14 protein-coding genes and 1 pseudogene are annotated in these 14794 nt (G+C 70.6%); 6 read left to right on the top strand and 9 right to left on the bottom strand.

Going from position 1 to position 14794, the window contains the following annotated elements; translation table 11 throughout:
• Positions 1 to 67: 67 nt before the first annotated feature.
• Complete coding sequence (locus tag ACWF9Z_RS32180; RefSeq protein ID WP_453608154.1) at positions 68 to 850, bottom strand: helix-turn-helix domain-containing protein; 783 nt, start codon at positions 848 to 850, stop codon at positions 68 to 70.
• 220 nt (positions 851 to 1070) lie between these two features.
• Between ACWF9Z_RS32180 and ACWF9Z_RS32175 the strand changes: the two genes are divergently transcribed.
• The 4 genes from ACWF9Z_RS32175 (at position 1071) to ACWF9Z_RS32160 (ending at position 3744) form a co-directional block, all read left to right on the top strand.
• The gene (locus tag ACWF9Z_RS32175; protein ID WP_453608152.1) at positions 1071 to 1745 is read left to right on the top strand and encodes a DUF4097 family beta strand repeat-containing protein; all 675 of its coding nucleotides are present in this window, start codon (positions 1071 to 1073) and stop codon (positions 1743 to 1745) included.
• 101 nt (positions 1746 to 1846) lie between these two features.
• Entirely contained in the window at positions 1847 to 2641 is a 795-nt protein-coding gene (locus ACWF9Z_RS32170) for an alpha/beta fold hydrolase (protein WP_453608149.1), read from the top strand.
• 87 nt (positions 2642 to 2728) lie between these two features.
• Positions 2729 to 3004, top strand: a complete 276-nt coding sequence (locus ACWF9Z_RS32165; protein ID WP_453608146.1) for a hypothetical protein — start codon at positions 2729 to 2731, stop codon at positions 3002 to 3004.
• A 110-nt stretch (positions 3005 to 3114) separates the two neighbouring features.
• The gene (locus tag ACWF9Z_RS32160) at positions 3115 to 3744 is read left to right on the top strand and encodes a class I SAM-dependent methyltransferase (RefSeq protein ID WP_453608144.1); all 630 of its coding nucleotides are present in this window, start codon (positions 3115 to 3117) and stop codon (positions 3742 to 3744) included.
• A gap of 161 nt (positions 3745 to 3905) precedes the next feature.
• Here ACWF9Z_RS32160 and ACWF9Z_RS32155 read toward each other — a convergent pair whose 3' ends face one another.
• A complete protein-coding gene (locus ACWF9Z_RS32155; protein ID WP_453608142.1) occupies positions 3906 to 5156 on the bottom strand; it encodes an esterase/lipase family protein in 1251 nt (416 codons plus the stop codon).
• Positions 5157 to 5691: 535 nt separating this feature from the next.
• Between ACWF9Z_RS32155 and ACWF9Z_RS32150 the strand changes: the two genes are divergently transcribed.
• Complete coding sequence (locus ACWF9Z_RS32150; protein WP_453608139.1) at positions 5692 to 6534, top strand: hypothetical protein; 843 nt, start codon at positions 5692 to 5694, stop codon at positions 6532 to 6534.
• A 219-nt stretch (positions 6535 to 6753) separates the two neighbouring features.
• On the opposite strand, the gene ACWF9Z_RS32145 is transcribed toward ACWF9Z_RS32150, so the two are convergent.
• From ACWF9Z_RS32145 to ACWF9Z_RS32135, 3 genes are all read right to left on the bottom strand, one after another.
• On the bottom strand, positions 6754 to 7011 hold the full coding sequence (locus tag ACWF9Z_RS32145) for a hypothetical protein (RefSeq protein ID WP_453608137.1): 258 nt from the start codon (positions 7009 to 7011) through the stop codon (positions 6754 to 6756).
• A 354-nt stretch (positions 7012 to 7365) separates the two neighbouring features.
• Complete coding sequence (locus ACWF9Z_RS32140) at positions 7366 to 8280, bottom strand: hypothetical protein (protein WP_453608134.1); 915 nt, start codon at positions 8278 to 8280, stop codon at positions 7366 to 7368.
• Positions 8273 to 8584: a hypothetical protein gene (locus tag ACWF9Z_RS32135; protein ID WP_453608133.1), complete on the bottom strand. Its 312-nt coding sequence runs from the start codon at positions 8582 to 8584 to the stop codon at positions 8273 to 8275. Before ACWF9Z_RS32135 ends, ACWF9Z_RS32140 begins: the two co-directional genes overlap by 8 nt.
• Before the next feature lie 606 nt (positions 8585 to 9190).
• Here ACWF9Z_RS32135 and ACWF9Z_RS32130 point away from each other — a divergent pair.
• Complete coding sequence (locus ACWF9Z_RS32130; protein WP_453608130.1) at positions 9191 to 9523, top strand: hypothetical protein; 333 nt, start codon at positions 9191 to 9193, stop codon at positions 9521 to 9523.
• Positions 9524 to 10429: 906 nt separating this feature from the next.
• Here ACWF9Z_RS32130 and fxsT read toward each other — a convergent pair.
• The 4 genes and pseudogenes from fxsT to ACWF9Z_RS32110 all read right to left on the bottom strand — a co-directional run.
• Positions 10430 to 13066: an FxSxx-COOH system tetratricopeptide repeat protein gene (gene fxsT / locus ACWF9Z_RS32125; RefSeq protein WP_453608129.1), complete on the bottom strand. Its 2637-nt coding sequence runs from the start codon at positions 13064 to 13066 to the stop codon at positions 10430 to 10432.
• A gap of 4 nt (positions 13067 to 13070) precedes the next feature.
• Positions 13071 to 13622 (bottom strand): terpene synthase family protein, encoded by a 552-nt coding sequence (locus tag ACWF9Z_RS32120; RefSeq protein WP_453608126.1) that lies wholly within the window; start codon positions 13620 to 13622, stop codon positions 13071 to 13073.
• Positions 13623 to 13634: 12 nt separating this feature from the next.
• A pseudogene (locus ACWF9Z_RS32115) lies at positions 13635 to 13771 on the bottom strand (hypothetical protein); the annotation flags it as partial.
• Positions 13772 to 13862: 91 nt separating this feature from the next.
• Positions 13863 to 14794 (bottom strand): hypothetical protein (locus tag ACWF9Z_RS32110; RefSeq protein WP_453608124.1); only part of this gene is annotated, 932 nt, incomplete at its 5' end.

Genomic DNA, 14794 nt, shown 5'->3' with positions numbered 1-14794 from the left:
ACCCCACCCTGCGATCCGCCCGCCCCGCCCCGCCCCCGGGGGCGGGGCGGGCCTGCTCCGCCCCCGGTCAGGGCGCGTCAGCGCCCGGAGGTCCGCTCACGGCGTCCGGCCCGCTCGCGGCGACGCCGCCTGACGGAGCCTCGGCCTTCGTGTGCAGGATCTCGCGGGCCTGTTCCGCGGCGCGGGTGATGCTCTCGTTGACGAAGTCGACGAAGCGGGCGATGTTCTCGAGGCGGATCGCGGCCGGGGTGTCGGGGCCGAGGACGGTGACGCCCTCCCGCGCGGTCTCGACGAGCAGGGCGGTGGCCCGGACGCTGGCGATCATCGACTGGTACCAGACGTCGTCGTCCACGACGTAGCGCTCGCGGCGGCCCTCTTCGCGTTCCCGCCGGACGAGACCCTGGCCCTCGAGGAACGCGATCGCCTTGGAGACGGACGCCGGGCTGACCTGGAGGCGCCGGACGAGTTCGGACGCGGTGAGGCTGCCCGCGTCTGTGGTGTAGAGGCAGACCAGCACCCGGGCCATCATCTTGGGCGTGCCCGCCTGCATGAGGACGGTGGTGAACGTCTCCTCGTACGCGCGCAGGGCCTCGGCGTCCCGTCCGTGCTCCTGCGGGGGCGCCTGCGGCCCCCGGGGTGCGGCCTGCCCTCGCCGTTGGGTACGCGCTTCCGTCGCGCGGTGGGCCAGGTCGGCGCGGTAGGCGGTGGGGCCGCCGTTGCGCAGGACCTCGCGCGTGACCGTCGAGGTCGGACGATCGAGGCGTCTGCCGATCTCCGCGTAGGCGAGGCCGTCGGCCAGCCCCAGTGCGATCTGCCGGCGTTCCTGCTGGGTGAGTCTGCCTCCCGGCATCGTCGGTCTCCTTCGTCTCCGTGGGCCTCGAGCATAGCGTTCACCTCCAGTCCATTGCAACGAACACCCCTCCTCGTTGCATTCGCTTCGAGAGCGGTCGCAACGATTAATTGCCGCTGACCAGCGAGAATGCAAATAGCGTGCAACGAACTTCTTGCCGGGACTTGGAATGCAACGTAGCTTTTCCGTCATCGGAAACAACGAGTCGCAGGAGAAGAAAATGCAGAGCAAGTTCACCACCCCCGCCCCGATCGCCGCCGTCCTCGACATCCCCGCAGGACGCATCCGGTTCATCGCCGCCGACCGCGCCGACACCACGGTCGAGGTCCTGCCGGTGGACGCCGCACAGGGCCAGGACGTCCAGGCGGCGGAGCGGACCACGGTCGAATACCGCGACGGCGTCCTGCGGATCGAGGCCTCACCCGCGAAGAACCGGATCCTCGGCAGCTCCGGCCGCGTCGAAGTGACCGTCCAGCTGCCCGCCGGCTCCCGGGTCGAGGCGAAGGCCGCCGCCGCCGAGCTGCGGGGAGTCGGACGTCTCGGCGACGTCACCTTCGAGGGCGCCCAGGGTGCGGTCAAGCTCGACGAGACCGCGGGCGCCCGCCTCACCCTCCTCGCCGGCGACGTCTCGGTCGGCCGCCTCGGCGGCTCCGCGGAGATCAGCACCCAGAAGGGCGACCTCAGCATCACCGAGGCCATGGGGGGCACGGTCACGCTGCGCACCGAGCACGGCGCGATCTCGGTCGGCGCCGCCCGCGGAGCCTCCGCCACCCTGGACGCCGACACCGCCTACGGCCGGATCCACAACGCGCTCCGCAACACCGACGGCGCCGCCGCCGGCCTGAACATCCACGCGACCACGTCCTACGGCGACATCACCGCCCGCAGTCTCTGAACCGCGCCCGGCCCCGAGGGCCCGCCGGAACCAGGAGGAGGTGCGCGGCCGCACCTCCTCCACCCCCACCGCACCACTTCCCACCCAGGAGAAGCACCAAAATGTCACTCGACCGATCCGCCGGAACCGCCATGGTGCCGATCGACGACACCGCACTCGCCGTCACCGACACCGGCGGCCCCGGCCGCCCCGTGGTCTACCTCAACGGCTCCTACGCCGACCAGTCGCACTGGCGGCGCGTCATCGCCGAACTCGGCGACGACTACCGGCACATCACCTACGACGAGCGCGCCCGCGGCAGATCCGAGCGCGCCACGGACTACTCGTTCGAGGCGTGCCTGCGCGATCTCGACGCCGTCCTCACCGCCAGGAACGTGGAACGGCCCATCCTGGTGGGCTGGTCCTACGGAGCCATGATCGCCGTGCACTGGGCCGCCCGTCACCCGGACCGCGTCCTCGGACTGGTCTCCGTGGACGGCGCCCTGCCGCACGCATGGCTCGACGACGCGGGCCGGGAGCAGATCCGCAGGCTCTTCCGCCGGCTCAGCCCGCTGTTCCCCCTCGCCCGCCCGCTCGGCCTCGCCGCGCGCATGAGCGCCGCACAGCACGCCGAGATCAACATCGAGGCCAACGAACTGTGCGCACCCGCCGCCCTCGACCCGGTCCTCGACCGCCTGGCCGTCCCGGCCCGGTACGTACTCGCCACCGGCGGCAACCTCGGCGGCGACGCGGACCTGATGGAGAAGATCCGCGCCAACCTCGACCCGGCCCTCGTCCGCAACCCGAACATCCAGGTCAGCGCGAAGGTCCCGAGCAACCACTCCAAGATCCTGCGCAAGGACTTCCGCGCCGTCGCCGACGCCGTACGCGCCCTCACCGCCTCAGAGTCCGTCTGACGGTGCCCGAACCCCAGGTCCGGGCACCCGGACAACTCCTCGGGAATCCTCCGTGGACACGCGGCGCTTCGGGGTACACGACCCGCCATGGCACCGAAGCGCGAACTCCTCACGTCCTTGCGGGCCGCACGCCAGCTGCGCCGGGTCCGCTCCCTCTACCTGTCCGGAACCCTGCTCTGGGCGGCTGCCGCGACCTGGGCGGGATGGCTGGACCCGGGCAGCCGTCAGATGTGGGTCTCCGTCCTCCTCCTGGCCGTCTTCGCCGGCTTGCTGGTCACCGCGTCCGCAGGGCTGCGGAACCTCCGCCCCACCCCCCTACCCGCCCACCACGCCGCACCGCGCCGGTCCGCCACCCCCGCCTGACGCGTGCGCGGGAGGTCAGCCGACGGGAGCACCGGCCCCGAGCCCGCGCGGCGGGCCGTTCCCCGACGCACGGCGCCGAGCGGCCGAGCGCGGGTGTTAGCTTCCTTCCCGTGACGAACCACCAGGAGGAGACGAGGGCGGCCTACGACGGGATCGTCGAGCTGTACGCGTCGCTGTTCGCCGACCGGCTGGAGACGCGGCCGTTCACCCGGTCCATGATCGGTACCTTCGCCGAGCTCGTGCGCGGAACGGGAAACCCGCGGGCAGCCGACGTCGGGTGCGGCCCCGGCCACCTGACGGCCATGCTGCACGACCTGGGGCTGGACGCCTCCGGACTCGACCTCTCCCCGGCCATGGTCGCCCACGCCAGGCGGGCCCATCCGACGCTGCGGTTCGACGAGGCGCGGATGGAGGCCCTGCCGGTCGAGGACGGCGCGCTCGGCGGCGTACTGGCCCACTACTCGCTGATCCACACCCCTCCCGTGGACCTGCCCGCGCTGCTCGCCGAGCAGGTGCGCGTCCTGGCCCCGGGCGGCCTGCTCCTGGTCTCGTTCTTCGCGACCGAGGGACCGGAGCCGATCCGCTTCGACCACAAGGTGACGCCCGCCTACTGCTGGCCCGCGGACCGTTTCGTCGAGCTGCTGACCGAGGCCGGGCTCGTCACGTTCGCCCGGCTGCTCCACGACCCGGCCTCCGAACGGGGCTTCCTGGACGCCCACGTGATGGCCCGTCTCCCCTAGACCGTCTCTCTCGGCCGGCACGATCCGAAAGAGACGGCCCGGGGGAGCGCGAGGCCGGCCGCGATCAGGCTGCCCCCCGCGCAAGCCCGATCCCCGATCCCGGATCCCTTACCCCCACGGTCGTGGCAGGACCGGGAGCCGGTCACCGTCGCGGCAGTGGGTTACTCGCCCTGGAACTTGGCCAGGATCCACTCGCCGAGTTCCCTGGTCATCAGCGTGTGCCCCTCGTTCTCACTGGCGCACATGAAGGCGTCGAGTTCGCTGTCGGAGGGGTCGATCTTGCCGTACAGCGTGTCGTGGTCGTCGATGTCGCCGGCCGCCACCGCGCTCACGCTCGGGACGAACGTGCTCGTGTTGTAGGTGAGTTCGGCGGGCTCGCCTTCGAGGAGCCCCGCCAGGAAGGCGGCGGTTCCGAAGTTCCCGGGGCGGCCCGGGAGGTTGTGCGCTTCGGGGAACAGGCCGCCGGGAGCGCCGTCCATGTCGGGCAGGCCGCGGGTGGTGACCGGGATCTCGGTGGCTCCGGCCTTCTTCAGGACGGCGACGATCTGTTCGCCCGTCTTCTGGGTGTCCAGATAAGTGCCCGCCAGCTCCGCACCGGTGGTGCGCATCGCCGTCACGCCGGCCGGGATGTTGTTCCCGGCGCCGGTGCCCGTCCCGTTTCCGACCCCGAGCAGGCGTACGCCCTCGGGCCAGCTGCCGACCCGCTCGAGTTCGGCGAGGAAGTCGATGCGGGCCCGGTCCTCGCGGGGCTCGGCGCCGACGGTACCGATGTGCCAACGCAGCAGTTCCCGGGCGGCCGCGCTGTTGACCAGCACGGAGAAGCTGCCGAGGAGCTGGCCGAACCCGGGGATGGAGCCCCAGTTGTCCTTCACCCAGTGCGCGAACGCCTGTACCCCGATGGGCAGCCAGGCGCCGCGGTGAGGGGTGTCGTAGGAGAGGTAGGTCGAGGTCTGGTGGTCGTCACCGTCGTGCTGCATCTTCGCGAGGGCGTACCGCGTGACCAGCCCGCCCATGCTGAAACCGCCGACCGTCAGCTTGGCGGTCCCCTCGCGGTCGTCGATCGCCTTCTCGATGCACTGGATCGCCACGTCGGCATTGTCGATGATGGACGCGGACCGCTCGTCGAAGCCGAGGAGAACCAGGTCGAAGCCCGCCTGCCGCAGCTTGGAGACGAAGGGGTACTCGCCGTTCTCCAGGGCGTTCCACAGGGCGTCGGGGTCGCTCTTCCCGGCGGAGAAGCCGTCGGAGAGGATCACCGGCTTCCTGACCCGGGTCTGGCCCGGCGTGCTGTAGAACACCCAGGCGGTCCCCCCTTCGAGGGGCCATGTGGTGTCCCACGCGGAAGTCCTCGGGTACACGGGCTGAGCGCCCGGCATCGCGTGGTCCCAGATGCTCACAACAGACATGGACATGGATCCAGTTCCTCCGTCTCGTGGTGCGGCCGGGCTGCGCCACCCGTGAGGCCGCCGCTTTCAGGGCGAAAGCGGACCCATGATGGCGAGGCTCAGATCCCGCTGCCAGCAAATCCGCACCACGTCACTCTTGCGGCCAGCAGCCCTTTCCGTGCAGGTCACAGGGCTGATAGGGAAGAAACGATGATGCGGGCCCGAAGGTCCGAGAGCATTCGGCCGGGCGCGAAGTACGTCGGGGACCCGCCTTCGAGCGCCCCCGTCGGCGCGGCCCTGCCGCACCGTTCCCCGGTCGTCGCCTACGAGGAACCCGGCCGCGGACCCTGGGTGCCGCAGGTCCTCCGCACCGCTGGCCGGACGGGCAGGCCGGCGGCCGAGGGCTCGGGCCGCCGCTCGCGCGCGGATTCTCCCGGCGCACCGCGTCGGGACCTCGCGTCGCCGTTCGAGGCCGCGCGGATCGTCCATACGGAGCACCGGCCGCGGCGAAAGGCATGTTTCGCTGATCGTCGGGCATCACCCCCAGGTCTAGGCTCGGCCCGTGGAACAGCCCGAGCAGCGCGCCGAAGGCGCAGGACCGTTCACCACCCGGCTCACCTGGGACCGCCCCGGAGGGGAAACGGTGGTGTGGGAGTCGCGGCTGGCGCGAAGGCGCGGATCGATGGCGGTCCACGGTCCGGAGGGCACGGTCACCACCTCCCCGACCGCCGATGCCAGGACCCTCGACCGACTCCGAAGGCTCAATGCCCTCGCCTCCGGTGCGTTCTTCGCCGGTGGAGCACTCTTCGCCCTCGGCGCCGCCGTAGCCCAGTTCGGCTCGGGCGACGCGACGGAGAGCGCCTCGATCTACTTCGCGGGCGGCCTGCTCTTCAACACCGGGGGCTACACCTCCCTCTTGCAGGTGCTGAACGCGCCCCGGCACTCCCCGGGCGGAGACACGTTCCGCGCGGCCGGGTGGAGGTGGTGGGGCTACGAGCCGATGCGCCTGGACTGGCTGAGCACGTTCGTGCTGTTCGTGGGGACGCTCGTGTTCGGCGTCAACCTCCTCGACTCCTTCCTGCGGGGGCTCACGGCCGAGCAGACCAACCGGCTGATCTGGGCTCCCGACATGATCGGGTGCCTGCTGTTCCTGATCTCCGGGCACCTCGCGTTCGCCGAGATCTGCCATCGCCCCTGGCCCTGCCTCCGCTCGCGCACCCTCGGCTGGTGGGTCGTCGCGGTGAATCAGTTCGGCTCCGTCCTCTTCATGGTCTCCGCCCTGGCCGCGTTCACCCGACCCGCCACCGGAAGCCTGATCAATACCGGCGTCGCCAACTGGGGAACACTGCTCGGCGCACTGTGCTTCTCGATCGGCGGCGTCCTCCAGGCCTTCGAACGGCCTTAGGGAGAAACGGCGTTGCCCGTGGCGAAGCGGAGGTCACCCGATGCCGGAGGGCCGGACGAGCCGGCGGGAACCCCCTCTGCCCCCGCCCTCCCGCAGAACCGGCGCGCGCCCGACCTCGACACCACCCCGGTCCGCCCTCACCTCGTCGCGCGGACCGCGCCGCCACCTCCATCGACCGGGACGGCCCCTACGCCACCCGGTCCCGCACGTGCGCGGAGGTCACCGTTGACGCTGCAGAGCGTCGGCACCCGCGGCGATGACTTCGGCGAGCCGGTTGGCGAAGTCCGCGTTACATCCTCCGAGCCGGACGAACCCGTGGCTGCCCACCGGCCCGTCGTTGCTCAGGGAGGGAAGGGTGAGCTCCGCCCGCGCGAGGGCCGCCTGAAGGTTGGTGACGGCGTCCTGGCCGGCCTGATAGGCGGCGTCCTGGCGCCGCTTGTACTGGACTCGCTCGACGTAAGCCAATTCGTACGCCATGTTGCTGACCTCTCGTGGTAGACGTGGTGTGGGGCTCCGGAGCGCGTCGGCCGCGCGGGGCATGACCGTTCCCCACGGCACGTCGCTCGGATGTGCCGCAGTGACCGGACGCCGCGGATGCGGTCCGGGCCGCCTCGCGCGGGGCGGATCCCAAGGACCGCCGCGCGAGGGGACAAGGGTGGGTAGACCGTCGGACTGAGTCTGCGCACGGCCCGTGACTATCGGTTTCGATCTTCGTTTCAAAGGTGCAGGCGAGCGCCCCTTTGACGTGTGGGAAGGACCGAGTTGGCCAGGCAGTCAGCGGCTGTTACCGCCCCCGCTCTTCGCGGTCACTGCCCGGGAGGCGCTCGGCCTTCATGCGCCGTACCCGAATCCGTGACCGCGGGACGCGGAGCGGACGCCCCTGCTGTCCGCCGCGGGGTAGCCGGGAGGGACACGGACCGGGTTCGGTCCCACCGCGGCCGTCGGCCTGAGCTGCGCGGGCGCGGCGAGCGGCGGATTCCGGTGCCGTGGGGCGGCCTGGCGCGGCGGTCGCGTGAGGGTGATCTGGCGGACCAGCTGTTGGAAGCAGGCCAGCGCCGCGACGGCGGGAAGGGCGGAAGCCGCCCCGGCGGCGATCGTTCTGGGCGCCTGGGCCACGCACAGCAGCGTGGCCAGGGTGGAGAACAGCAGGACGATGGACCAGGAATGGAGCGCCCGGCGCTGGTGCAAGGCCGATCTGAGGATGGACAGGGAGGCCACCATCCAGGGGCCGTAGATCAGCAGCGGCCACCAGCTGACCACTGCGCGGGCCGTGTGGGGTCCGGCACTGTGGCGCAGGGCGTCGCAGATGGCCAGTCCACTGAGGATGCTCACCACGGCGGCGATGGTGCCGACCAGCGCGGCGGTGAACAGACTGCCCGTCTCCAGTAGGGTCACCACCGGCGTTCTGGACGGGCCGCGCCGGTGACCCCCGCCGGAGCCTTGTGCGGGCGGACGCTCCGTAGAGGTGTGCTTCAGCCCCGTGACGAGGCCGAGGGTGCTGGCCGTGTCGCTCATGCCGTCGAAGCCGTCCCGGGTGAAGGGCTCCGGCGGCCCGGGTGCGGCGCTCTCCTGGAGCAGGCCGGCGAGCTCCTCCGCCGGATCCCACGGCGGATGCGCCTCGCCGGGCCCGCCGAAAGTCTCCCTGGGGGAGGGCGGCTGTCCGTGCTCCGGCCGGCCCCAGAACGCGGAGACCTCCGGCTGGGGGTGGAGGCCATGGAGGTCCGGGTACCCGTACGACTCATACACGGGAGCAGCCACCCGAGCCGCCGACGGCCGTTGCGGACGCTGCCGTGTTCCCCAGCCGCCTGCCGAACTCGACCTGGATCATGCTCATCGTGTGCAGGAAGTCCTCAAGGACCGAGGACGAGTAACTCAGATCGATTTCCAGAGTCTCGTGTTCCAGCGTCGCATGGCGGGTATCGCCAGAGTCGGCTGATCCCGGATTGAAAATCCACTTCCCGATCCGGATGGCCCCGGAGTGAAAGCGTCCTCCCTGTCCGTCTTCCTCTGTGGTCCTGCCGAGGGAGACGGGGAGCTTTGCTGTTGTCATATTCCATAAACGCTGTCGATGTTGGTCAGGGTATGCGCCATCCGGGTGATGGTGGCCGATGGATAAGTGTTGACCCCGTCGCGTCGGTTCTGAAAACAGACCGGGGACACAGCCCGGCCGCGTCCTTTCGCGCCGCCGTCCCGCGACGCGGGGGGACGCTGAGCTGCGGTCCGACGCGGGCCCCGGCGCGGAGGATCCGTCACCCCCGCACCCCGTCCGACCGCCCGCGGAGGGCGGCTCCCGCCGCGGACCGCCGTGCACATGTCCCCTCGTCGTCGAGCCCCCGCATCGCCGGCTCCGTCGATCTCGCTTCCCCGGCATCGGACGATCACCTCGCTCTCCTTGGTGCGCCGCTCCTCCGCCTGGGGCCGCCGGACCGGCCGCGAGCCCTCGCCGGTCGCCCACGGCAGCTGACTGATCATCGGTAGATAGGCCGAGATGCCGAGGCCGTCCGATTGCTGCGCATGGCTGCAATCGGAGGACAGGGCGCAACTCTGCATATGCCGATGCGTTATGCCGAGGGATCGCGAGGGCTGCTGCCCTGCACACCCCTCGGAACTTCAACCTTCGAAAGGACCAGTTGTGGGAGGCATCCTCCTGTGGATCATGCTGATCTCCGCCGTGCTGGCCACAGGTTTTACGGCGCTGATGGCTTCAGGGACTGGCCGTCTGTGGCATGTGGACGCCCTTGAACTGAGGCGTCAACAACGCTTCGAGCACGTCCTGTCCCTCCATGTGGACGCCACCACCCGGCTGTCTCGTCGGGAAGCCGCGGCGCCGGTGGCGCCGGTTCAGCCGGCGGCGACGCCGGGCGTCTCCGGCCTGGGTGCGAAGTCGCTCGGGGTCGTCCCTCGGCCGTGCCGGCTGCTCCCCCCCTTCACGCACAAGACTCCGTCCTGCTGGCGGCCCGCTCCACTGGCCGAACGACTGCAGTTCTGACGGCTCGCGCCGAGGCCGCCGACCGGCATCGGGGCGCGTGCGTCAACTTCCCGCCGCCCCGGTTTCACCGCCCTCGCGCACCATGGCCCGTAACGGCAGGTGATCCCGGCGGGACGTCATCCCATTCCACCCGCCGGGAGGTAGCCCGGCCCGTCATTATGATCAAGCTCATCCATTCGAAAGGGCAGCTTATATCGCTGAGAAACCTCGGCGGTCATTGTCGTGCATGCAAAAACCCCGGCAAACATTGCCGGGTGTAAAAAACCCCGGCAAACTGTACATTGCTGGTTTCGCCCGCCGGATAGGTCATGTAAAAAACGGCGGTGGCTGTCTAATTCCCGCCCGACGTATCTCGCTGCCAGGCGTGAGGGAAATGGCGAGAAATGCCTAAACTGAAAGAATTATCATCGCACCATTACTGCGAAGGCCCTCCTCGCCCATGGACAAGGGGCCCGTCCGACGGAAGGTCCCGGGTCGTCCAGATCATCTGGACACGCTCCGCGAGAAGGGTCGCGTGAGGATGGCCCCCTGGAGGTCCCCAGCCGTTCGCGGCTTATGGCCGGCGGCAACACGAGCGGCGTGCACGGTGCGGGCGGCGCTGATACGGGTGACACGCCGCCTGGCCGAAGTGGGCGGGTCCGGCGACACGGCCCCGCCCCGAACGACGACGAGCTCGATTCCGGCACTCCAGGACGAATACAGGGCGGGCTTCTCCCTCCCCCTCCCTCGCCCAGCCGGCGACCTCCACGCATGCCCATGGTGCCGATCCCTCGGAGACACCGGCACTCCTGGCGGGTCCGGGCCCCCTGAGGACCCTCGGCCATGACACCGGTCCTGGCGGGTGACGGGCGTCGCGCATTCTTCACGGTTCGGCGACGCGCGGATCGCCGGCTCACTCTGGACCGCTCACCCGCTCCTACGGCGCCGGAGGCCACCCCAACGCCGCCGACCGGCAGGCCCGGATGGAGCCGGCGTTGCGAGTCGGGCGAGGTTGCTGCGGCTTTGGACGGTATGGGGGTGGTGGGGTCCGAGGGTGGCTTCGCGGTCGGCGAGGGTTTGCCGGTGGAGGTCGGAGGCCTCCTGGTACCGGCCGAGGTCCTGCAGGGCGTTGGCGAGGTTGTTGCGGCTGCCCAGGGTGTCGGGGTGGCGGGGCCCCAGCGTGGCTTCGCGGTCGATGAGGGTCTGTTGGTGGAGGTCGGCGGCCGCCTGGTGCTGACCGAGGGCCTGCAGGGAGTTGGCGAGGTTGTTGCGGCTGCCCAGGGTTTGGGGATGGCGGGGTCCCAGCGTGGTTTCACGTTCGGTCAGGGTCTGCTGGTGGAGGTCGGCGGCCGCCTGGTGCTGACCGAGGGCCTGCAGGGAGTTGGCCAGGTTGCTGCGGCTGCTCAGGGTGTGGGGGTGGTGGGGTCCCAGGGTGGTTTCGCGTTCGGTGAGGGTTTGTTGGTGGAGGTCGGTGGCTTCTTGGTGCCGGCCGAGGGCGTACAGGGCGTTGGCGAGGCCGTTGCGGCTGCTCAAGGTGTGGGGGTGGTGGGGTCCGAGGGTGGTTTCGCGTTCGGTGAGGGTTTGTTGGTGGAGGTCGGTGGCTTCTTGGTGCCGGCCGAGGGCGTACAGGGCGTTGGCGAGGTTGTTGCGGCTGCTCAGGGTGTGGGGGTGGTGGGGTCCGAGGGTGGTTTCGCGTTCGGTGAGGGTTTGTTGGTGGAGGTCGGTGGCTTCTTGGTGCCGGCCGAGGGCGCGCAAGGCGTTGGCGAGGTTGTTGCGGCTGTTCAGAGTGTTGGGGTGGTGGGGTCCGAGGGTGCGTTCGGCGTCGGTGAGGTTTTGTTGGTGGAGGTCGGCGGCTTCCTGGTGTCGTCCGAGGTCGTGCAGGGCAGCGGCCAGATCGTTGCGGCTGCTCAGAACGTGGTTGTGATCGTCTCCCAGCTCTGGCTGAAGGAGGATGAGGGCTTGTTCCGCCAGAGTGGCCGCCTGTTCAGGATGCCCGGCTTGGCGGATGCTGCCGGAGAGCGTGCTCAGAGTGCGGCCCGCAGTGTGGGCGTCGGGGGAGAGTTGCGCGGTGGCAAGGGCATGGGGGGCGAGGTAAATGCTGCTGCTCCAGCCGGCGCTCTCGGCGTGCGCGGCCTCGTCGACGACGGCTGTCATGCGTTCGGTCAGGGCGCGGTGCCAGCTCTCGAGGTCCGGGGTTTCGGAGTGCAGGGCGTGGGCGGTGATCTCGCGGACGAGCGGGTGGAGGATGACCTGCCCGATGGTGGGCGTGCCGTCGACCGGGGCCGGGGTGTCGAGGAGGCCGTAGGTGTGGAGTCCGTTGACGGCGCTCTCGATGCTCACCGCGGTGGCCGGCAGGCCGCAGGCGGCGGTGACCAGACCCGGGTCGAGGAAGGAGACCGGCAGGGGAGCGGGGGCCAGGAGCGAGAGCAGACGCAGAACCGGCCGGGCGAGGGCGTTGCCGCTCGCGGCCAGCTGGTCGAGGGACAGCTCCCAGGTGTAACGCACCAGCTGGCGTGCGGCCTCGGGATCCGCCCCGCCCGGCTCCTCCGCCCCGAGCAGCGTGGCCAGGTGACCGTCCAAGGCCTCCTCGTAGTCACTGAACGTGCGGTAGCGGCTGCCGGGCGCGGCCAGATACCGGCCTGCGGCCTGCAGGGCCAGGGGAAGCCCGCCGAGCCGCACCGAAAGGCGCTCCGCCTCATCCGCGGTGCCGGCCCCGGACGCGGCATCGACGAGTACCTGCCCCCCGACCACCGCGGACAAGGGCGCCACCCGCAACAACTGGGCCCGCCCACCCCAGGTGGCGGCGTCCCCGTCGCGGCTGGTCACCAGCAGCAGACCCCGGCTGCCGGCCCGCACCCACCCCCGATAGGCCGCCACCGGCTCACCACCGGGCCCCACCGCACCCGGCTCGTCGACGTTGTCCAGCACGACCAGCCACCGGCCCGCCTGATCCAGCTGCTCCCACACCACGTCGGGCAGGCCCGCCCGCCCGGCCCGTGCCTCCTCCAGCCGCTCCTCGGGCAGTCCGCACTCCAGGGCGATACGGGCCATCTGCTCGGCCAGTTCGCCCTGACCGCGCCAGCGCACCCAGAACACCCGCATGCCCTCGGCTCGGGCGATGTCGGCCAGCGCGGAGGCGATCGTCGTCTTGCCCACCCCGCCGACCCCGCACAGCACCGCCAGTCGGCCCTCGGGCCGCTTCAACATCCTGCGCAGCGCCGCGAGTTCGTCCGCACGCCCGCGCACGGGCCCGCCTCTGTGGGGAGCCGTCAGGGATTCCATCCCGCCGGCCAGGACCCGCCCCAGCGGCACCAGCCGTACCGGCCCCGCCGCCCCGCCACCGCCGTCCAGACGACGGGCCACCACGGCCAGCGCGGCCGCGACGACCACCGAGACGGCGAAGACCGTCCACACCACCCACGGGTTTTTGGCCCATCCGGGCAGCTCAGCCGTCACGTAGTTCGTCACCACGGCCGACCCCGCGGCGGCCACCGCCGTGGCGACCGCAACCGCCGAACCCGCCCGCGCACCCTTCGCCCGCACCGTGCCCCCCGCCTTGCCCAACGTGTCAGGGACGAGCGTAGAAGAGGACATGAGACGGCATCAGCCGAAGTGTCGGACCGCCTTCAAACCGGCGGATCCACGTTGTCCGCCGGTCAGGCGGGGACGGGGTGTGGGCTCGTCGTCGGGTGACGGGTTCGAAGTAGCTGGGGTGCTGTCCGGGCTCGGTGTGTTCGATGTGGGTGTAGCGGCCTGACAACACATGCCAGTCGAGACTGCCGGCGACCCAGGTGCCCAGCCCGTGGACGGCGCTGACGGTCTTGTACCAGTCGTCGACGGGGAGCTCGAAGGAGCGGAACGAGTTGCTGAACTCGTCACGGAGCCGTACGTAGGTGCTGACGCGACGGTTGATCATGGTGGCAGTCGTGTTCAGGGCTTGCTCCAGGGAGAGCTTGTCCTGGTGCTGGAGTACGGCGACGAGGTTGTTGAGGTCGCCCCGGGCGGACTCCTTGGCGAGGGAGAGGATGTCGTTGGTCCAGCAGGCGATGTCGTTCCCGGCCAGCCGCATCTGAAGCGGACGCGCCAGGAACGGCTCATCGGCGGCGCGGTGTGCGGCCACATGTCGGCGGCCGCCGCCGTCCCGGGGCAGGTCGGCACGGGCGTGGGCCCCAGGTCCACCGGCAGGACGGCCCGCAGCTCCGCGACGAACCGGTCGACGGCCTGCGCCTGGGATGCGGGATCGCCCGCGTCATCGAACTGGTCGTCCACCAGGAAGAGCCAGGACACCCTCCAGCACCCCGTTCTGGCTGCTGTACGGCGCCTGGCAAGGGTTCGCTCCGACCGCCGTGGACACCGCTCCTCAGCCCATGAGCCGCTTGCGGCGGATGACGATCTCCTGCATGCACGTTTTCAAGGCGGACTTGCGAAGGCCCTCGTCCGTCACCTGGTGGCGGTTGGGCTCGTGCTTGGGCGGCGCGCCCAAGGCAGCCTCGCTGGCTTGGATCGTCTTCAGGAAGGCCTCCGCGCTGAACCCCTCCGCCTTCGACTCCATTGATTCCGCGGCGGCGACGACGGACTCGGGCAAACGGGGTTCCCTGATCAGGCCGAAGCTCCGCAGCGCGTTGCAGGAGTCCTCGTACGAGTCGCGCCGCAGGCGGAAGTACCCTTCGCGCTTGTTCGCGTACAGGTAGACCCCCGACACCGCGTGCTTGCGGGGGAACGCCTGGCTCAGCAGCTGCAGGACGAGCCAGGTGGCAACCTCGGCCGGCGTGAGCACCTGCGCCCAGCCCTGCAGGAAGAAGTCGCTGGGGATCGAGATCACCTTGTCAACGCCGGGCTCCGGCAGGACGTAGCGGTCCGGCGTGAGCGTCCCACCGCGACCTCTCTCCGACATCAGCGAGAAGGCCGCGTAGTCCCGGGCACCGTTCTTCTTGCGCGGCACCTCGACGAGCGCCTGGCCCCCGCCTCCGACGCCCTCCAACGTGCGCAGCGCACCTTGTACTTGGCGCACTCGGCAGGACTGCCCGTCCCGGTCCTGGAGGACTTCATCGTGCAGGTAGCCCTTCTGGCTACTGTACGCCGCGTCGACCGCCACGAAGTCGGACCAGCCCAGGCGACCGGTGAGCGCCCGCCCGGATGTCCACGCCTCCCGGGGCTCAAGGCGGCAGTGAGCCTCGAAAACAGCGAGCAGGTAGAGCCGCAGCGCGATGCCGCGCGGGTGCAGCAGCTGTGTGAGAGGCGGCGCCGGATCCTCCGGCCGCGAGTGCAGCAGCGGAAGGCGCAGATGGACGC

Source organism: Streptomyces sp. NPDC054961 (genome assembly GCF_053609145.1).
Note: the sequence above shows the minus strand (reverse complement) of the source record. Positions and strands in the feature narration are given on the sequence as shown.